At 75.0% G+C, this 16,710-nt stretch carries 17 protein-coding genes and 7 tRNA genes; 14 read left to right on the top strand and 10 right to left on the bottom strand.

The genetic code is table 11. The features are described from left to right. Positions 1 to 12 precede the first annotated feature (12 nt). The 3 genes from ACQP12_RS19580 to ACQP12_RS19570 are packed head-to-tail and all read left to right on the top strand — an operon-like array spanning position 13 to position 3,688. A complete protein-coding gene (locus ACQP12_RS19580) occupies positions 13 to 480 on the top strand; it encodes a hypothetical protein (RefSeq protein ID WP_357942935.1) in 468 nt (155 codons plus the stop codon). Next, positions 477 to 2,327 (top strand): copper resistance CopC family protein, encoded by a 1,851-nt coding sequence (locus tag ACQP12_RS19575; RefSeq protein WP_433280811.1) that lies wholly within the window; start codon positions 477 to 479, stop codon positions 2,325 to 2,327. Before ACQP12_RS19580 ends, ACQP12_RS19575 begins: the two co-directional genes overlap by 4 nt. 53 nt (positions 2,328 to 2,380) lie before the next feature. Further along, the gene (locus tag ACQP12_RS19570) at positions 2,381 to 3,688 is read left to right on the top strand and encodes a D-alanyl-D-alanine carboxypeptidase family protein (protein ID WP_433280810.1); all 1,308 of its coding nucleotides are present in this window, start codon (positions 2,381 to 2,383) and stop codon (positions 3,686 to 3,688) included. A 12-nt stretch (positions 3,689 to 3,700) separates the two neighbouring features. Here ACQP12_RS19570 and ACQP12_RS19565 read toward each other — a convergent pair whose 3' ends face one another. After that, on the bottom strand, positions 3,701 to 4,726 hold the full coding sequence (locus tag ACQP12_RS19565; protein ID WP_433280808.1) for a LacI family DNA-binding transcriptional regulator: 1,026 nt from the start codon (positions 4,724 to 4,726) through the stop codon (positions 3,701 to 3,703). A 145-nt stretch (positions 4,727 to 4,871) separates the two neighbouring features. Here ACQP12_RS19565 and ACQP12_RS19560 point away from each other — a divergent pair, with 145 nt between their 5' ends. After that, a complete protein-coding gene (locus ACQP12_RS19560; RefSeq protein ID WP_433280806.1) occupies positions 4,872 to 5,702 on the top strand; it encodes a M15 family metallopeptidase in 831 nt (276 codons plus the stop codon). 64 nt (positions 5,703 to 5,766) lie between these two features. Here the strand turns inward: ACQP12_RS19560 and ACQP12_RS19555 are convergent, their stop codons facing one another. Then, a complete protein-coding gene (locus ACQP12_RS19555; protein WP_433280804.1) occupies positions 5,767 to 6,543 on the bottom strand; it encodes an alpha/beta hydrolase in 777 nt (258 codons plus the stop codon). A 164-nt stretch (positions 6,544 to 6,707) separates the two neighbouring features. Here ACQP12_RS19555 and ACQP12_RS19550 point away from each other — a divergent pair, with 164 nt between their 5' ends. Together ACQP12_RS19550 and ACQP12_RS19545 are read left to right on the top strand one after the other, a co-directional pair. Continuing rightward, positions 6,708 to 7,100, top strand: a complete 393-nt coding sequence (locus ACQP12_RS19550; protein WP_433280802.1) for a hypothetical protein — start codon at positions 6,708 to 6,710, stop codon at positions 7,098 to 7,100. Between the two features lie 145 nt (positions 7,101 to 7,245). Continuing rightward, positions 7,246 to 9,252 (top strand): GTP-binding protein, encoded by a 2,007-nt coding sequence (locus ACQP12_RS19545; RefSeq protein ID WP_433280801.1) that lies wholly within the window; start codon positions 7,246 to 7,248, stop codon positions 9,250 to 9,252. Here ACQP12_RS19545 and ACQP12_RS19540 read toward each other — a convergent pair. Next, entirely contained in the window at positions 9,230 to 9,838 is a 609-nt protein-coding gene (locus ACQP12_RS19540) for a DUF6058 family natural product biosynthesis protein (protein WP_433280799.1), read from the bottom strand. The genes ACQP12_RS19545 and ACQP12_RS19540 overlap by 23 nt on opposite strands. Positions 9,839 to 10,193: 355 nt before the next feature. On the opposite strand from ACQP12_RS19540, the gene ACQP12_RS19535 reads away from it, so the two are divergent. From ACQP12_RS19535 to ACQP12_RS19510, 6 genes are all read left to right on the top strand, one after another. After that, a tRNA-Trp gene (locus ACQP12_RS19535) sits at positions 10,194 to 10,265 on the top strand. Positions 10,266 to 10,370: 105 nt separating this feature from the next. Further along, a tRNA-Pro gene (locus ACQP12_RS19530) sits at positions 10,371 to 10,443 on the top strand. Between the two features lie 29 nt (positions 10,444 to 10,472). Continuing rightward, a tRNA-Glu gene (locus ACQP12_RS19525) sits at positions 10,473 to 10,545 on the top strand. A gap of 30 nt (positions 10,546 to 10,575) precedes the next feature. Beyond that, the gene (locus ACQP12_RS19520) at positions 10,576 to 11,775 is read left to right on the top strand and encodes an RtcB family protein (RefSeq protein WP_433280797.1); all 1,200 of its coding nucleotides are present in this window, start codon (positions 10,576 to 10,578) and stop codon (positions 11,773 to 11,775) included. 41 nt (positions 11,776 to 11,816) lie between these two features. Beyond that, a tRNA-Arg gene (locus ACQP12_RS19515) sits at positions 11,817 to 11,889 on the top strand. A gap of 23 nt (positions 11,890 to 11,912) precedes the next feature. Further along, a tRNA-Gln gene (locus ACQP12_RS19510) sits at positions 11,913 to 11,985 on the top strand. 6 nt (positions 11,986 to 11,991) lie between these two features. Here the strand turns inward: ACQP12_RS19510 and ACQP12_RS19505 are convergent. The 3 genes from ACQP12_RS19505 to ACQP12_RS19495 are packed head-to-tail and all read right to left on the bottom strand — an operon-like array spanning position 11,992 to position 12,853. Then, positions 11,992 to 12,156: a hypothetical protein gene (locus ACQP12_RS19505; RefSeq protein ID WP_254340046.1), complete on the bottom strand. Its 165-nt coding sequence runs from the start codon at positions 12,154 to 12,156 to the stop codon at positions 11,992 to 11,994. Next, positions 12,153 to 12,374, bottom strand: coding sequence for a helix-turn-helix domain-containing protein (locus ACQP12_RS19500; RefSeq protein WP_357942914.1), 222 nt, complete (start codon positions 12,372 to 12,374; stop codon positions 12,153 to 12,155). Before ACQP12_RS19500 ends, ACQP12_RS19505 begins: the two co-directional genes overlap by 4 nt. After that, entirely contained in the window at positions 12,374 to 12,853 is a 480-nt protein-coding gene (locus tag ACQP12_RS19495) for a DUF2975 domain-containing protein (RefSeq protein WP_357942912.1), read from the bottom strand. Before ACQP12_RS19495 ends, ACQP12_RS19500 begins: the two co-directional genes overlap by 1 nt. A 56-nt stretch (positions 12,854 to 12,909) precedes the next feature. Here ACQP12_RS19495 and ACQP12_RS19490 point away from each other — a divergent pair. Together ACQP12_RS19490 and ACQP12_RS19485 are read left to right on the top strand one after the other, a co-directional pair. Then, positions 12,910 to 12,982, top strand: a tRNA-Arg gene (locus ACQP12_RS19490). An 11-nt stretch (positions 12,983 to 12,993) separates the two neighbouring features. Next, a tRNA-Cys gene (locus tag ACQP12_RS19485) sits at positions 12,994 to 13,065 on the top strand. Between the two features lie 28 nt (positions 13,066 to 13,093). Here ACQP12_RS19485 and ACQP12_RS19480 read toward each other — a convergent pair. The 4 genes from ACQP12_RS19480 to ACQP12_RS19465 all read right to left on the bottom strand — a co-directional run bounded on the left by ACQP12_RS19480 (position 13,094) and on the right by ACQP12_RS19465 (position 16,704). Next, positions 13,094 to 13,990 carry a Gmad2 immunoglobulin-like domain-containing protein gene (locus ACQP12_RS19480; RefSeq protein WP_433280795.1) on the bottom strand — a complete coding sequence of 299 codons (897 nt, stop codon included), beginning with the start codon at positions 13,988 to 13,990 and terminating at the stop codon, positions 13,094 to 13,096. Then, entirely contained in the window at positions 13,978 to 15,369 is a 1,392-nt protein-coding gene (locus ACQP12_RS19475) for an ATP-binding protein (protein ID WP_433280793.1), read from the bottom strand. The genes ACQP12_RS19480 and ACQP12_RS19475 overlap by 13 nt, the downstream gene beginning before the upstream one ends. A gap of 7 nt (positions 15,370 to 15,376) precedes the next feature. Beyond that, on the bottom strand, positions 15,377 to 16,057 hold the full coding sequence (locus tag ACQP12_RS19470) for a response regulator (RefSeq protein WP_433280791.1): 681 nt from the start codon (positions 16,055 to 16,057) through the stop codon (positions 15,377 to 15,379). Positions 16,058 to 16,149: 92 nt separating this feature from the next. Continuing rightward, on the bottom strand, positions 16,150 to 16,704 hold the full coding sequence (locus tag ACQP12_RS19465; RefSeq protein ID WP_433280789.1) for an AMIN-like domain-containing (lipo)protein: 555 nt from the start codon (positions 16,702 to 16,704) through the stop codon (positions 16,150 to 16,152). Positions 16,705 to 16,710: the final 6 nt, after the last annotated feature.

Genomic DNA, 16,710 nt, shown 5'->3' with positions numbered 1-16,710 from the left:
GGAGTCCTGACCATGGTCGCGATCCCGCTCCGCATCCCGCGCCCCCGCCTCGGCCGGCTGGTCCTCGCGCTGCTCGTGCTGGCGCTGGTCGCGGTGTCGACAGTCCGCTTCGGCGGGTACGCCGACGCCCGCCAGGGCTACGCCGTCCCGCACGACGGGCAGCTGGAGGCCACCCTCGGCATCCGCTTCACCCAGGCCGCCGTCGTCGGCGACGGCGGCCTGGTGGAGCTGCGCTACGTGGTGCTGGACACCCAGAAGGCGTCGGCCTTCCAGAACGACACGAAGCATCCGCCGCGGCTGCGCAACGAGCGCTCCGGCAAGCTGGCCTGGCGGGCGGCGCTGATGAAGCAGGGTCACGAGCTGCGTCCCGGGCAGAGCTACTACCTGCTCTATCTGAACAACGGCAGCGCGATCAAGCGCGGCGACAAGATCGAGATCACGTCGGGGCAGCGCCGGCTGGCCCACGTGCCGGTGCGGTGACCGTCGTGCATCCCCGGCTCGGCCGTCTCCTCGCTGCCCTCGCCGTGGCGGGCCTGACCGTGCTGGCCGTGCCCGCGCCGGCGCAGGCGCACGCGTACCTGGCGAGCAGCGCGCCCGCCGACGGCGCGGTGCTCGACCGGGCGCCCGAGACGCTGACCCTGGCCTTCACCGAGCACGTCGAGCTTGCCGCCGCCCGGGTCGCCCTGGTCGACGGGGACGGGCGGCACTGGGCGGTGACCGGGCTGGCGCTGCGCGGCGCGGACGGGGAACCCGTCGCCGAGGACGCCGACAGCGAGGAGCCGGTGAGCCTGGTCGCCGGCCTGCCCGCCCTCCCGCCGAACACCTACCACGTCTCCTGGCGCACCCTGTCCAGCGACGACCTGCACACCACGAGCGGGACGCTGGTCTTCGGCGTCGGCCGGCAGGTCACGGCCGCCGGCGCCGCCGGCCCGGTCGGCCCCGGCCCTCGGGAGACCGCCGCCCGCGCCGCCGGCCTGCTCGGCCTCGCCGTTTTGCTCGGCGGCGCCGCCCTCACCCTCCTCGCCGGCCGCCGCGGGTCGCCGGGACCCACCATGGACCCCGCGCTCCGCCGACGGTTGCTGGTGGTGTCCGGATACGGGGGAGCGGTCGCGTTGCTCGCCGCGCCCCTGCAACTGGCCATCCAGCTCGCCGGGGCGGCCGGCGGGTGGCGGCTGCTGGCCGACCAGCTCACCAGCGGCCGCTGGCTGCTCCGCGAGGCCGGCACCGCGACCCTGCTCGCCGTCGTGCTGGCCGCCGCCCGCCGGCTCCGCACGGCGCCCGACGCGCGGATCGCTCCCGCACGCGTCGCCGTGGGGCTGGCCGGGGCGCTCGCCGCGGCGGCCGGCACCGCGCTGCTCGGCCACCCGACGGGCGGCCCGGTCCGCACCGCGCTGGTCGGCGGCGGGCATGTCCTCGCGGCCGGAGGTTGGGCCGGCTCGGTCGTGGCCGCGGTGCTCGTTCTGCTGCCCACGGCCGCCCGCACGGCCGAACGTGCCGCCCAGCTCCGTGCCCTGCTGCGTGCCTTCGCCGCCCTCGCGGTCGGCTGCGTCACCCTGCTCGTGCTGACCGGGCTCCTGCTCACCGGCCCCCAGGTCGCCACCGTGGATGCGCTGCTCGGTTCGCCGTACGGGGTGCTGCTGCTGGCCAAGGTCGCGGTGGCCGGCGTGGCCGGGGTGCTGGGGCTGCGGACCGCCCGACGCCTGCGCCGGGCCGACCTGCCCCGCCGGGGCCTGCTCGCCGAGGCCGGGGCGCTCGCGCTCGTCCTCGGCCTGGCCGGGGCGTTGGCCGCCGCCGGGCCCGCCCGCGGGCCCGCCTTCCCGGTGGCCGACGCCGCCCGGACGCAGCCGCAGGTGAGCGGCCAGATGGCCGACCTCGTCGACACCGTCGTGGTCCGCCCCAACCGGCCCGGTCGCAACATCGTCAGCATCGCCGTCGGGGACACCCGGCGCCCGGCGCCCGGCCCGGTGACCGGGGTGTCGCTCCTGCTCACCGGCCCGAACGGGGAGCGGGCCGTGCACCCGGTGACGCGGACCGCCGACGGCTGGGTGGTGGCGGTGGACGACATCCGCACCCCGGGCAACTGGCGGGTGGGGGTCACCGTGCTCCGCGACGGCCTGCCCCCGGTCACCGACACCCACCCCTGGCCGGTGGCGGCCGGTGACCGCACCGCCACCCCGGTACGCGTCTCGGCGGCCCCGCTGCGACCGGCGCTGGACCGGTCGGCGTTGGGGCTCGGCGCGGCGGCGGTGGTCGGCGTGGTCCTCGTCGCCGCCTGGTGGTGGCGACGCCGGCGGGCGGCAGTTTACGCGGCACCGCCGTCCGCGTGATGCGAATCCCCGAGCCGGCAACCCGTTCGGGTCGGCGTGGTTAGCCTCCGGCCATGAGGACCTGGGGACCGCCCGTGGCGCTGGCCGCCGCCCTGCTCGTGCCGGCATCGATGCTGCCCACGCCCGCCGCGGCCGGCGCACGGGCGGGCGTGTCCGCGACCCGTGCCGGCCGGCTGCCCGCCGGGGCGCCGCCCTGTCCGAACGTGCCGGCCCCGGCGAGCCGGCCGCCGCAGCCGCCGCCCGCGGCCGGCCCCGCCGCGCGGGCCGTCGGCGGCGCCGCCCTGTCCACCGCCGGGCTGGTCCTGCCGCCGGCCGCGCCCGCGCCGCCGGCGGTGACCGCGACCTCCTGGGTGGTCGCCGACCTGGACACCGGGGCGGTGCTCGGTGGCTGCGGCCCGCACGAGTACGGCATACCGGCCAGCGTGCAGAAGCTGCTGCTGGCGGCCACCATGCTGCCGAGGCTGGACCCCGGCCGCGAGGTGACCGTCACCGCGGAGGACCTGGCCATCGAGCCGGGCAGTTCGGCGGTCGGGCTGGCCGAGGGCGGCCGGTACCGGATCGAGACGATCTGGCTGGGGCTGCTGCTGAAGTCCGGCAACGAGGCGGCCAACGCCCTCGCCCGGCTGGGCGGCGGCCCGGACGGCATCGACGGCGGCATCCGAGCCATGAACGAGGAGGCCCGGCGGCTGGGCGCGTTGCAGACCCACGCCGTCACGCCGTCCGGGCTGGACGGTCCCGGGCAGTTCACCAGCGCGTACGACCTGGCGTTGATCGCCCGGGCCTGCTTCGCCGACCCGGCGTTCCGCCGGTACACCGCCACGCGCACCGCGCAGGTTCCGGCCCAGCCGGCGCTGCGGGAGAAGGCGTTCCAGATTCAGAACGACAACATGCTGCTCGACCACTACCCGGGCGCGATCGGCGGCAAGACGGGTTTCACCGACCTGGCCCGGCACACCTACGTGGGCGCGGCCGAACGGGGCGGGCGGCGCCTCGTGGTGACCCTGCTCGGCGCGGAGGTCACCACCCGGCGCGGCTGGCAGCAGGGGGCCGCCCTGCTCGACTGGGGCTTCGGCCTGCCGCGGGACGCGGCGGTGGGCCGGCTGGTCGGCCCCGGTGAGCTGGACCGCGCCGCCGCGACGCCGACCGGGCCGGCGTCGGCCCTCGCGGGGGGCGCGGGGCTGGCCGGCGCCGGCTCGCCGGCCGCCGAGACCTGGCCGGGAGTCGGCCCGTCGGTCGCGGTCGGCGTGGTGCTGGTGGCCGGGGGAGCGGTGCTGCTGGCCCGGCGCCGCCGGCACGCCGCGCTCGCCGCGCTGCCGCCCGGCGCGACCCTCGGCGGCGAGAGGATCCCGGACGACGACTGACGCGGCTGCGGCCTACCGGCCGGCGGGGCGCGCGGTGCTGTCCCGCACCACCAGTTGGGTCGCCAGCTCCACCCGCGGCGACTCGAGCTCCTCGCCCTGCGCCAGGCGCAGCACGGTGCGGGCGGCGAGCCGGCCCATCTCCACCAGCGGCTGGCGCACCGTGGTCAGCGGCGGGGAGGCCCACCGGGCCTCCGGCAGGTCGTCGAAGCCGACGACGCTCACCTCGTCGGCCACCCGCAGCCCGCGCCGGCGGACCGCCTCGTAGACCCCGAAGGCCATCTGGTCACTGGCCGCGAAGATCGCGGTCGGCGGGTCGTCGAGGTCGAGCAGCGCGCTGCCGGCGGCGAAGCCGGAGGCGTGGTAGAAATCGCCGGGCTGCACCAGCCGGTCGTCCAGCGGCGCGCCGGCCGCCTCCAGCGCGGCCCGGTAGCCGTCCAGCCGGGCCCGGCTGCACAGCAGGTGGGTCGGGCCGGCCACGAAGCCGATCCGGCGGTGGCCGAGCCCCAGCAGGTGCTCGGTGGCGGCCAGGCCGCCGGCCCAGTTGGTCGCCCCGATCGCCGGCACGTCCGTGTCCGGCACGCCGGCGGCCGGGTCGACCACCACCACCGGCACGTTGAGCCGGCGCAGCTGGGCGTGCACCGGCGGGGTCAGGTGGGAGGTCACCACGATGACCCCGTCCGAGGCGCGGGTCCGCAGGTTCTGCAACCACCTGCGGGTCGAGGTCGACTCGCTGTGGATCGCCGACACGACGGTGCCCACGCCGGCGGCGTGGCCGACGTCCTCCACGCCCCGGATGATCTCCACGGCCCACGGGCTGTCGAGGTCGTTGAAGACCAGGTCGACCAGGTCCGCCCGGCGCACCGTGCGGCTGCCCCGGCGCTGGTAGCCGTGGTGGCGCAGCAGTTCCTCGACCCGTTCCCGGGTGTCCGGCGCGACGTCCGAGCGCCCGTTGAGCACCCGGGACACGGTGGGCACGGAGACGCCCGCCTCCCGCGCGATCGCGGTGATGGTCACCCTGGGCTCGTCGTCCGCGTTCACCCGTGTCCCCTCCGCCGGCCGGAGGTGCCGGCCGCGAACCGTGGGACGGCGAGGCCCGTCCCACCGGCCATCTTGCCGTACGGGCGCCGGTTGACGAACGGCCGATGCGGCCCGGGGGACCGGTGATGCTGGTAGACACGGCAGGGTGGGGACCGGGACACGGGTGGCCGCGGCCCTGGCCGTGCTGGCCACCGCGCTCGCCGCCGGGTGCCAGCGACCCGCCCCGCGCCCGGCCCCGTCCGCGCCACCCGCGCCGTCGGCCGCCCCGAGCGGTCCCCGCGCCCCGGCCGACGTCGTCGACCTGGCCGCCGTCGACCCGGGCATTCGCACCGACATCCGGTACGCCACCGCGCACAACTTCGTCGGCCGGCCGATCACCGGCTACGCCGAGCCGCTCTGCCTGCTCACCCGCCGGGCCGCGGAGGCGCTGCACCGGGTGCAGGCCGCCGCCCTGGCGCAGGGCCGCAGCCTCAAGGTGTACGACTGCTACCGCCCACAGCGGGCGGTGGACGAGTTCGTCGCCTGGGCGAAACTCCCCGGCGAGCAGCAGATGAAGGGGGAGTTCTATCCGGACGAGCCGAAGAGCCGGCTCTTCGCCGACGGCTACATCGGCGCGCCGACCGCCCACAGCCGGGGAAGCACCCTCGACCTGACGCTGGTCCCGGCGTCCACCCCGGACCAGCCGGCTTTCGTACCGGGCCAGCCGCTCACCGCCTGCACCGCGCCGGCCGGTCGGCGCTTCCCGGACAACTCCGTCGACATGGGCACCGGGTTCGACTGCTTCGACCCCCGCGCGCACACCGCGGACGCGCGGATCACCGGGGCGGCCCGGGACAACCGGGAGCTGCTGAAGCGGCTCATGACCGCGCAGGGCTTCGAGAACTACCCGCGCGAGTGGTGGCACTACCGGTACGCCGACGAGCCGTACCCGGACACGTACTTCGACTTCCCGGTGGCCCGGTCGTCGCTGCGCTGACGGCTGCCCCGCCGACCGTCACCCGCCGCACCCCCGGCCCGGTCCGGAGGTGCGGTGCGCCCGCTCAGCCCTGGCCGGGCAGTGGCAGCCAGGCCAGGACGTCCTGGATCTTCGCGTCCCAGTAGGCCCAGTCGTGGTCGCCGGGGGAGAAGTCCACGGTGACCGGTACGCCCCGGCGGCGCGCCGTCTCCACGAAGCGGGTGTTGTCCTCGTACAGGAAGTCCTCGGTGCCGCAGGCGACGCGGAGCGCGGGCAGGTCGTCGCCGGCCCGCTCCAGCAGCGCCACCGTGTCGTCCTCGGGACCGGCCACGTCCCGGTCGCCCCAGACGGTGTGCCAGACGGCGGGGTCCATGGGGCTCGTCGGGTGGTGGCGTCGCCGGGCGACGTCCAGCGCGCCGGAGAGGCTGGCCGCCGCCGCGAACCGGTCCGGGTGACGCAGCGCCCACTTCAGCGCACCGTAACCGCCCATGGACAGGCCGGCCACGAAGGTGTCCGCCCGCCGGTCGGAGAGGCGGAAGTACGACCGGCACACCTCGGGCAGTTCCTCGCTGAGGAAGGTCCAGTACCGGTTACCGTTCGCCTCGTCGCTGTAGAAGCTGCGCTGCACCTGCGGCATGACCACGGCCAGCCCCAGCGGTGCGACGTACCGCTCGATCGCGGTGCGCCGGGTCCAGATGGTGTCGTCGTCGGTCAGGCCGTGCAGCAGGTAGAGCACCGGCGGGTCCCCGGCGGTGGCCCCGCCGGCCATGCCGATCCCGGCCGAACGGTCGGGCAGCAGCACCGTCATCGACGTGCCCATGCCGAGCGCCGAGGAGAAGAAGTCACACCGGATCCGGGCCATGGAGCGGGAGCGTACCCGGCCCCGGAGGTGGGCCCGATGGTGGTCGAATCGACCGTTCCTATTGCCGTGGGGCGTCCAGGGGGGACAGGATGACGAGGCGCGCCGGAAACACACCCGTAACCTGCGTGCAGCTGGTCTCTGTCACAAGGAAGTGGGAGTCAGTCATGAGCGACGTGTCGACAGCACTGGGTGTGCGCCTCTACCCGGACCTGGTCGAGCCGGGCGGCCTGGCTCCCGCGCTCGTGCAGACCGCGGCCCGGCACCAGCTCGACATCGGCCAGGTGACCGCCCCGGAGCAGGGGCGCAGCCGGTTCACCTGTGCCGAGGCGACCTCCGACCGGGGTGTGGTCTGCGTCAGCCTCGGCGCCCAGGCCCGCTACTTCATGATCGACCTCCGGGTCTCCGGCGAGGTGCAGGCCCGGGGCGACGCCACCGACCTGCTCCAGGTCGCCCAGGTGGCCGCCGCGTGGCGGGCCGGGTGCACGCTCGCCGAGCTGACCGCGCGCTACCCCTTCATGGAGGAGATGAAGCGCCACCCGGTGTCGCACGCCCAGTAGCGCACCGGCGGTAAATCGTTTGCCGGCGTCCGCGCCGGCTGCTGCAATCGACCACGACAGCCAGGGAAGGAGGAGCTCGAGATGCGAGCCGCGTGCATGTCCCCGCAGAAGCGAATCACCGCCGACCACAAGGACATGACGCTGCGTGAAAACCCTCAATCTCGGCATCCTCGCCCATGTCGACGCCGGTAAGACGAGCCTGACCGAACGGCTGCTGCACAGCGCCGGGGTCATCGACGAGCCCGGCAGTGTCGACGCCGGCAACACCCGCACCGACACGATGGCGCTGGAGCGGCAGCGGGGCATCACCATCCGCTCCGCCGTGGTCTCCTTCGCCGTCGCCGGGACCACCGTCAACCTCATCGACACTCCCGGCCACCCCGACTTCATCGCCGAGGTGGAACGCGTGCTCGGCGTGCTGGACGGCGCGGTGCTCGTGGTCTCCGCCGTCGAGGGCGTCCAGGCCCAGACCCGCGTGCTGGCCCGCACCCTGCGCCGCCTCGGCATTCCCACCCTGTTCTTCGTGAACAAGGTGGACCGGGCCGGCGCCGACCCGGACGGGGTGCTGCGCCAGCTCGCCGACCGGCTCACCCCCGACGTCGTCGCCCTCGGCCGGGTCGACGCCGCCGGCACCCCGGGCGCCCGCTGGGTCCCGCACCCGCCGGGCGACCCCGGCCACCACGGCCGCCTGGTCGACCTGCTCTCCGCGCACGACGACGCCCTGCTGGCCGCGTACGTGGCCGACGAGCGGGCCGCCACCCCGGAGCGACTGCGGACGGCGCTCGCCGCGCAGACCGCCCGCGCCCGGGTGCACCCGGTGCTCGCCGGCTCCGCCATCACCGGCGCCGGAGTGGCCGACCTGATCGACGCGGTCACCGCGCTGCTCCCCGCCGACGCCGGAGACGACGACGCCCCGCTCTCCGGCGCCGTCTTCAAGGTCGAGCGCGGCCCGGCCGGGGAGAAGGTCGCGTACGCCCGGATCTTCGCCGGCACCGTGCGGGTCCGGGACCGGATCCGCCACGGCGGCGGCCAGGAGGCCCGGGTCACCGCCCTCGGCGTCTTCGACGGCGGCGACGCGGCGCCCGGCGACGCGGCCGGGGCCGGCCGGATCGTCCGGCTGCACGGCCTGGCCGGCGTACGCGTCGGCGACGTGCTCGGCGTCCCGCCCGAGCGCCCGGCCGCCCACCGCCACTTCGCCCCGCCCACGCTGGAGACCGTCGTCGAACCGCTACGCCCGGCCGACCGCCCGGCCCTGCACGCCGCCCTGACCCAGCTCGCCGAGCAGGACCCGCTCATCAACCTGCGCCAGGACGACCGGCGCCAGGAGATCGCCGTGTCCCTCTACGGCGAGGTGCAGAAGGAGGTCATCGAGGCCACCCTCGCCGACGACTACGGCGTCCCGGTCACCTTCCGGGAGACCACCACCGTCTGCGTGGAGCGGGTCGTGGGCGTCGGGACCGCCGTCGAGTGGATCGGCCGGGACCCCAACCCGTTCCTCGGCACCGTGGGCCTGCGCGTCGAGCCCGGGCCGGTCGGCGGCGGAGTCGAGTTCCGGCTCGGCATCGAACTCGGCTCGATGCCCCTGGCCTTCCTCAAGGCGATCGAGGACACCGTCCGCGAGACCCTGCGGCAGGGCCTGCACGGCTGGGACGTCATCGACTGCGTGGTCACCCTCACCCACGGCGGCTACTGGGCCCGGCAGAGCCACGCCCACGGCGTGTTCGACAAGAGCATGTCCAGCACGGCCGGGGACTTCCGGAACCTCACCCCGCTGGTGCTGATGGCCGCGCTCACCCGCGCCGGCACCCGGGTGCACGAGCCGGTGCACCGCTTCCGGCTCGACCTCCCCGCCGACCTGGTCGGCACGGTGCTGCCCGTGCTCGCCGGGCTGGGCGCGGCGCCCCGCACCAGCACCCTGCGCGGCGCCGCCTACCTGGTCGAGGGGGAGGTGCCCGCCGGGCGGGTGCACGCGCTGGACCAGCGGCTGCCCGGGCTCACCCGCGGCGAGGGCACCCTGGAGGCCGAGTTCGACCACTACCGGCCGGTACGCGGACCCGCCCCGAGCCGGCCCCGCTGGGACCACGACCCGCTGCACCGCCGGGAGTACCTGCTGGCCGTCGCCCGACGGGTCACCGGCCGGTCGGCGCGCTGACCCGCGGGTACCGGGCGCGCACGGCGTCGACGCAGGTGTCGCGGGAGGTCGGGCCGCCGAACCGGAGCCGGTCGTAGCCGGTGAAGGCCGGCTCCAGCGCGTCCAACTCGTCGACCAGCGCGTGCAGCCGGTCGAGCCAGGCCGCCGACCCGGCGTCCGGCTCGGCCGGCGCCGCCCCGATCGCCGCGGTCAACTCGTCCTTGCGCCGGATCGACTCCGGCGTCACCGAGCGCAGGCAGACGTACCGGCCGCTCAGGTAGGCGTCCCACTCCGCCGCGCCCCGCGCCGGGTCCGCCCACCGCCCCACGAACCACCCGGGCAGCGCGTCCAGCCCGCCGGCCCGCTCCGCCAGCGCGAACAGGTCCGCCGGAACCATCTCCGCGCCGTCGGAGCGCAGGTAGCCCGGCAGCGGCAGCCGCCGGTCCAGCATCAACCGGCGTACGCCGTCCGGGTCCCGCCCGGACGCCGCGCACAGCGCGTCGAGCACCACGAACTGCGCGCTGACGTACGCGTCGTCCGCCGCCGTCATGGGTTGCTCCCCGTTGACCTCGCGGAACCGATCCGCCACCCGACGCCGCCAGTCCATCCCGTACCCCTTCCGCCTTTTGCCTGGTCCGACGCTAGACCGGGGATCGTTCGGGGCCGGCCGAAACATCCTCGCCAATATCCGTTGCGGCGCTCCGGCCCCCGCCCGTACCGTGAACGGGCCAACATCAACCGGTTCCACCACCCAGGGAGCACACCGTGTCGCAGCAGAACCGCACCCAGGCCGAGCGGCCCGCGCCGCGCGGCGGTGCCCTGCTGCCCGAATCGGGCCTGGGTCGCTGCCGACGGCAGCAGTGGCAACCGGGGTGGTGGCGCGACTAAGCGCCGGCGCGACACGACGCGCAGCCGCCCGCCCCGAGACCAGGGACAGGGCGGCTTTTTCGTCACCGGGTCCGAGGGGCGTAGCTCAACGGAAGAGCACCGGATTCCAAACCCGACGGTTGCAGGTTCGATTCCTGCCGCCCCTGCGTCACCTCGTCCCGACCTCCGGCCGGCGACGTCGCATCTTCTCAACTCCACAGTGGACGGCATGAGCACGATCCCGGCCGGCGCCTCGCGCGCCAGCCGGGCAACCGGGACGAGGGAGCTGGCTGACCCGCTCGCCTTGGGCGCGAGAGACACGCGGTTCGATTCCGCGGTCCCGGACATCACGCGGACGGCACCCGCCGCCCCGCGGGCCGTTGGAGCAACTGGCAGCTCACCCGGTTCTCACCCGGGAGGCTACGGGTTCGAGTCCCGTACGGCCTACGACACCACCCCTGAACCGAGGAGACGACGATGGGTTTCACCCCGCTGGCCGGTACCCGGGCGCCGGTCCGGGTCTGGACCGACCCGTACACGATCGAGGCGCAGGCGGCCCGGCAGCTGCGCAACATCGGCGCGCTGCCCTGGGTGCAGGGCGTCGCCGTCATGCCGGACGTGCACTTCGGCAAGGGCGCCACGGTGGGCTCGGTCATCGCCATGCGGCAGGCCGTCTCGCCCGCCGCGGTCGGCGTCGACATCGGCTGCGGGATGTCCGCGGTCCGCACCTCGCTCACCGCGGCCGACCTGCCCGACGACCTCGGCCCGCTGCGGAGCGCGATCGAGGCGGCCATCCCGGTCGGCTTCACCATGCGCGCCGACGCGGTCGACCCGCGCCGGGTCCGCGGCCTGGAGCAGGGCGGCTGGGACAAGTTCTGGCAGCGCTTCGGCACCCTCGACCGGAAGGTGGCGCAGCTGGAGACCCGGGCGCAGCGCCAGCTGGGCACGCTCGGCGGCGGGAACCACTTCATCGAGGTCTGCCTCGAGCAGGGCGGCCCGGACGAGGGCCGCGTCTGGCTGATGCTGCACTCCGGGTCCCGCAACATCGGCAAGGAACTGGCCGAGCGGCACATGGCGGTGGCCCGCGGGCTGCCGCACAACGTCGACCTGCCCGACCGGGACCTCGCGGTGTTCCTCGCCGGCACCCCGGAGATGGACGCCTACCGCCGGGACCTCTGGTGGGCGCAGGAGTACGCGCGCCGCAACCGGGCCGTCATGCTCGCCGTGCTCTGCGGCGTCGTCCGGGACGAGTTCCCGCAGGTCGGCTACGACGAGCCGATCTCCTGCCACCACAACTACGTGGCGGAGGAGAGCTACGACGGGGTCGAGGTGCTGGTGACCCGCAAGGGCGCGATCCGGGCCGGCCGCGGCGACCTGGGCATCATCCCGGGATCGATGGGCACCGGGTCGTACATCGTGCGCGGCAAGGGCAACCTCGACGCGTACTGCTCGGCGTCGCACGGGGCCGGGCGGCGGATGTCGCGGGGGCAGGCGAAGCGGACGTACAGCACGGCCGACCTGGCCGCGCAGACGGCAGGCGTCGAGTGCCGCAAGGACGCCGGGGTGGTCGACGAGATCCCCGGCGCGTACAAGGACATCACCCAGGTGATGGCCCAGCAGGAGGACCTGGTCGAGGTGGTCGCCCACCTCAAGCAGGTCGTCTGTGTGAAGGGTTGAACCGACCGGCGCCCCTGGAGGGGGTGGGGCGCCGGTCGTCCGCCCCGGTGGCGCAGCGGAGAGCGCGCCGGTCTACGAAACCGGAGAGCCCAGGTTCGAATCCTGGTCGGGGCACGGTCCGCGGTCCGCGGATCCCATGCGAGCTGGTGCAACCAGGCAGCACATCCGACTCTGGATCGGAGAATTGAGGTTCGAATCCTCAGCTCGCAGCGACAGCTAGCGGCTGCGTCGCGCGATCCGCACGCCGATCGCGATCGCGCCGATGACGAGCAGGCCGGCCAGGAGCTGGAGGCCGGGCGAGTCGTCGGCCTCCCCGTACACGATGCCGGCGACGCCCAGCGCGACGGCGAGGACGGCGACGAGGCCCAGCACGTACTTCATCGGTTGTCTCCTTCTTCCTCGACCCACTCGAGCAGGTCACCGGGCTGGCAGTCCAGCACCCGGCACATGGCCTCCAGGGTGCTGAAGCGGACGGCCTTGGCGCGGCCGTTCTTCAGCACCGCGACGTTGGCCGGGGTGAGCCCAACCCGCTCGGCGAACTCGCCGACGCTCATCTTGCGTTTGGCCAGCTCGACATCGATGCGGACGACGATGGGCATCAGATCACCGCTTCCATGTCGGTCCGGAGCGTGGTGGCCTGCCGCAGCAGCTCCCGCATCACCACCATGAGCAGCCCGAGCACGGTCACCCCGGTCACCAGCAGGAACAGCAGGAGCGGTAGGCCCGGATCGTTCGCGTGGAAGCCGACGTAGAGGAAGACGCCCACCAGCACCACCCACGCGGCGGCGATGGCCCACACGATCGCATCCACCCACGCCAGCGACGCCTCGCTGAAGATGCGGTCCTTCTTGACCAGGGTGAGCAGCTGCCAGGTGCACACGATCACCACCTGCACGCAGAGCACCCAGAACACCGACACCGCGGTCGCCGGCCACCTCAGGTAGGCCAGGTCCGGATTCTCCCTGGCCATGTGCGCGAACTGCCCGGGCAGCGACATGGTCTGGAACAGGACAAGGATCCCGAACAGCAGCACGAGGAAGGCTTTGAGCGGAGCCACCGCCCGTTGAGCTGTGAACATGCATCGACTATCGCCCGTAACCTATCGAATGTCAATCGGTTTCGGCCGACACCCATGCCCCCGTGGCGCAGCGGAGAGCGCGTCGGATTCCGAATCCGAAGGCCGCTGGTTCGAATCCAGCCGGGGGCACGCACCGACCCGACCAAGTGCCCGAGTGGCCAGGGAGCGGACTGCAACTCCGCGCACCGGGGGTTCGAGTCCCCGCTTGGTCTCGACCATGCCGTCCGCTGTGGAGTCGCGTCACCGGCCGGCGGCCAGCTCGACCGGGATGCGGACCACGTTGATCCGGGAGCCGTCGCGCGCCGACACCTCGTACACCTCGATGGTGCCCGCTCCGGGTGCCGCCGGCCGGTAGCGGACGCTGAGCCGGTAGGCGCCGCGGCAGCCGGAGCCGCAGGAGGCCGTGGTGAACGCGGTGCCGATCTCCTGGCCCGCCGCGTCCAGCACCCGGACGCTCACGGTCGCCTCGTAGACGTCGGCGGTCCCGGTGACGGTGACCGGGCTGGTGACCCGGTCGCCGACGGCCGGGGCGGTCACCACGATCGGGGGCAGCAGGTCGGCGTAGTCGTCCCGCCCGGTCGCCGTGTCGGTCGGGGCGAAGGCGACCCGCCGGACGGTGGGGAACTGGGTGAGCGTCCAGACCACCTGGGCGCGGCGCAGCCGGGCGGTCGTCGCCCCGCCCGCGTCGAAACCGGCCGGCGGGGCCAGGGTCGCCACCCCGCCGGCGATGCGGGTGACCTGCGTGCCGGCCGGGACCAGGGTGGTCAGGCCGGTGGCGCTCTCGGCCGGGGACGGGCCGGCGGCCAGTTCGGTGAGCGCCAGCCGGGACGTGGCCACGGTGGCCGGCAGCGTACGCCGGGTGGGCACGAGCTTCCCGCTCCGGACGAACCAGAGCTGCACGGTCAGCGTCCCGTCCGGCCCGGTCGGGGCGGCGGTGGTCGGCGTACCCGTCGTGGCGGGCGTGGTCGGGGTGCCCGGCGCGGGCGGGGTCGGCGCGGGCGTGCCGGTCGGTCCGGCGGCGGCGGAGCTGGTGGGCGACGGGCCGGCCGGGGCGGGCCCGAGGGTGCCGGTGCGCGGCGGGGCGCAGCCGACGGTGATCAGGAGCAGCGCGGCGAGCGGAGGGATCAGGCGTCGCATGAGGTGTCCCCGGTGTCGAGGGGAAGGGTGAGGCGGAAGCGGGTGCCGTGGCCGACCTCGCTGGTCACGTCGAGCCGGCCGCCGAGCAGCCGGGCGTTCTCCCGCGCGATGGCCAGGCCGAGCCCGCTGCCGGGTCCGGTGCGGGCCGGGTCCGCCTTGTAGAACCGGTCGAAGATGTGGGCCAGGTGCTCGGCCGGGATGCCGGGCCCGCGGTCGGCCACCTCGATGACGAGGTCGGCGCCGGTGTGCCGGATCTCGGCGCGCAGGTCGCCGCCGCCGTGCTCGACCCCGTTGGCGACCAGGTTGCTCAGGATCCGTTCGAGCCGGCGCGGGTCGGTCACCACGGGCGGCGCGTCGCCGTCCACGTCGGTGTGGGCGGCGTCCGGGTGGGCGGCGACGATCCGGCGCAGCAGCGCGCCGACGTCCACCGGGCGGGTGGCGAGCACCTCCCGCCCGGCGTCCAGGCGGGAGATCTCCATCAGCTCCTCGACCAGCCGGCGCAGCCGGACCACGTCGGCGACGAGCAGCTCGGCGGCGCGGCGGGCGTCGGCCGGGAGGGTGTCGAGCTGGTCGGCGAGCAGCGAGGCCGCCGCCACCAGGGCGGTGACCGGGGTACGCAGCTCGTGCGCCACGTCGCCGGTGAACCGCCGCTCCCGCGCCTGGGCCTGGGACAGCGCTTCGATCTTGGTTTCCAGCGCCTCGGCCATCTCGTTGAAGGAGCTGGCCCAGGCGCTGAACTCGTCCCGGCCGCGCACCGGCAGCCGGGTGTGCAGCAGTCCCTCGGCGACGGCCCGCGCGGCCCGGCTGGCCCGGCCGACGGGTTCCAGGGTGCGGCGGGCGAGGGCGTTGCCCACGCCGGCGGCGAGCAGCACGACCGCCGCCCAGCCGACCACCGAGGCGGTGCGGAGCTGGTCGAGGGCGTCGACGAGGTCGTCCTCGACGGTCACCACGTACAGCTCGACGGTGGAGCCGGGGATCCGGCCGCCGACGACGAGCAGGTGGGGCCGGCCGGTGGTGCGCTGGAAGCCGAGCTGGCCGGCGGCGACGGCGGCCCGCAGGTCGGGGTCGGGGGTGGGCGCGTACCGGGGGTTGGACGCCTGGGTGTCCCCGGCGACCAGCACCACGTGCCGGCCGGATTCCTCGAAGCTGGCCAGCAGGTCGGTGCGGCGGGTGTCGGTCAGCGGCAGGAACTGCGCGGCGACCACCAGCTGGTAGCGGGCGTCGGCGGCGGCGCGTTGCAGCGAGCCGTCGAACCGGGCCTGCCGCAGCATGAGGTAGGACCCGGTGGCCAGCGCCCCGGCGGACATACCGGCCACGAGGACGAACGCGACGACGAGCCGGCGCCGCAGCCGCCCGGGTACGACTCTGCCGGCCACCATGGCGCGCTCACCCCGTCGAGAGTTTGTAGCCGGCCCCGCGGACCGTCCGGATCAGGGTCGGCGCGCCGGGGTCGTCCTCCACCTTGGCGCGCAGGCGCTGCACGGCGACGTCGACGAGCCGGGAGTCACCGAGATAGCTGTGTCCCCAGACCCGGTCGAGCAGCAGTTCGCGGGTGAACACCTGCCCGGGGCGCCGGGCCAGCTCCAGGAGCAGCCGGAACTCGGTGGCCGTGAGGGTCAGCTCGCGGCCGTCGCGGCGGGCCACGAAGCGGGCCGGGTCGATCTCCAGCGGCCCGGCGGTCACGGTGGTCTCGGGGGCCGGTGCGACGGTCCGGCGGAGCACGGCACGGACCCGGGCGACCAGCTCCGGCAGGTCGAACGGCTTGCGGAGGTAGTCGTCGGCCCCGCACTCCAGGCCGACCACGACGTCGATGGTGTCGGTGCGGGCGGTGAGCATGAGGATCGGCACCTGACTGGTGCGCCGGATCTCCCGGCACACCTCGAATCCGTCCAGGCGGGGGAGCATCACGTCGAGCACGATGAGGTCGACCGGGCCGGCCCGCCAGGCGGCCAGAGCGGCCGGGCCGTCGGCGGCGGTGGTCACCCGGAACCCGGCCCGGCGCAGGCCGAGGGCCGTCACCTCCCGGATGGAGGCGTCGTCCTCGACGACCAGCACGCGGCCCTCCATGACCACTCAGGGTAGTCCGGCGCGACGCTTGGGGGCGTGGGCGCAACGGACGGTGATGAGGGGCCGGTCGGCCCCTCTCACCTGGGGAAAGGTCACGCCTGCCACTGGTGGGCCACGTCGATCACGATGCGGCTGTGCGTGCCGGGGCCGCTGAGCACGAAGACCCGGAACGGCAGCCGGGCGCGGACGCCCACGGCGAAGGTGGTGTAGCCCTCGAAGCTGCCGCCGAAGACGACGTCCCGCAGCGTGCGGTAGCCCAGCACGGTCGCGGCGTGCTCGCCGGCGCGGTAGGGCAGCGTGCCGACGTGCTCGTCGTCGTACGCGGGCGCCCGCAGCGACACCGACAGCAGCGCGCCACCGGCGGTGTACGGGCTGAGCGCAAGGCCCTGCCCCTCGGTGTACGTCTCGCCGTAGGCGACGGAGTAGCCGTTCGCCGGGCCGGCGAACTCGAAGACCACCCGGTCCCAGCAGTCGTGCCGCCCGGTACGGACCTCGATGAGCGGGTCGGTGCTGAGGGTGCCGGCCGTCCGGGCCGTGCTGCCCCAGGTGATCCCGCAGTACGGCGCCGCCGCGGTCGCGCCGCCCGTGCCGGCGACCAGCCCGCCGAGCACGACGACCAGCGCCAGCAGTGTTCTCCTCAGTCTCATGGTGGC

This window comes from Micromonospora sp. CA-244673 (assembly GCF_050948395.1).
GTDB lineage: Bacteria > Actinomycetota > Actinomycetes > Mycobacteriales > Micromonosporaceae > Micromonospora.
This window is presented reverse-complemented; position numbering and strand designations above follow the sequence as displayed.

Bases quoted from the DNA above. Each gene is read 5' to 3' on its own strand.
- ACQP12_RS19480 (WP_433280795.1), bottom strand. From the start codon at position 13,990: ATGCGACGCCTGATCCCTCCGCTCGCCGCGCTGCTCCTGATCACCGTC.
- ACQP12_RS19505 (WP_254340046.1), bottom strand. From the start codon at position 12,156: ATGAAGTACGTGCTGGGCCTCGTCGCCGTCCTCGCCGTCGCGCTGGGC.
- ACQP12_RS19520 (WP_433280797.1), top strand. From the start codon at position 10,576: ATGGGTTTCACCCCGCTGGCCGGTACCCGGGCGCCGGTCCGGGTCTGG.
- ACQP12_RS19465 (WP_433280789.1), bottom strand. From the start codon at position 16,704: ATGAGACTGAGGAGAACACTGCTGGCGCTGGTCGTCGTGCTCGGCGGG.
- ACQP12_RS19540 (WP_433280799.1), bottom strand. From the start codon at position 9,838: ATGGACTGGCGGCGTCGGGTGGCGGATCGGTTCCGCGAGGTCAACGGG.
- ACQP12_RS19555 (WP_433280804.1), bottom strand. From the start codon at position 6,543: ATGGCCCGGATCCGGTGTGACTTCTTCTCCTCGGCGCTCGGCATGGGC.
- ACQP12_RS19495 (WP_357942912.1), bottom strand. From the start codon at position 12,853: ATGTTCACAGCTCAACGGGCGGTGGCTCCGCTCAAAGCCTTCCTCGTG.
- ACQP12_RS19475 (WP_433280793.1), bottom strand. From the start codon at position 15,369: ATGGTGGCCGGCAGAGTCGTACCCGGGCGGCTGCGGCGCCGGCTCGTC.
- ACQP12_RS19500 (WP_357942914.1), bottom strand. From the start codon at position 12,374: ATGCCCATCGTCGTCCGCATCGATGTCGAGCTGGCCAAACGCAAGATG.
- ACQP12_RS19580 (WP_357942935.1), top strand. From the start codon at position 13: ATGGTCGCGATCCCGCTCCGCATCCCGCGCCCCCGCCTCGGCCGGCTG.
- ACQP12_RS19570 (WP_433280810.1), top strand. From the start codon at position 2,381: ATGAGGACCTGGGGACCGCCCGTGGCGCTGGCCGCCGCCCTGCTCGTG.
- ACQP12_RS19550 (WP_433280802.1), top strand. From the start codon at position 6,708: ATGAGCGACGTGTCGACAGCACTGGGTGTGCGCCTCTACCCGGACCTG.
- ACQP12_RS19470 (WP_433280791.1), bottom strand. From the start codon at position 16,057: ATGGAGGGCCGCGTGCTGGTCGTCGAGGACGACGCCTCCATCCGGGAG.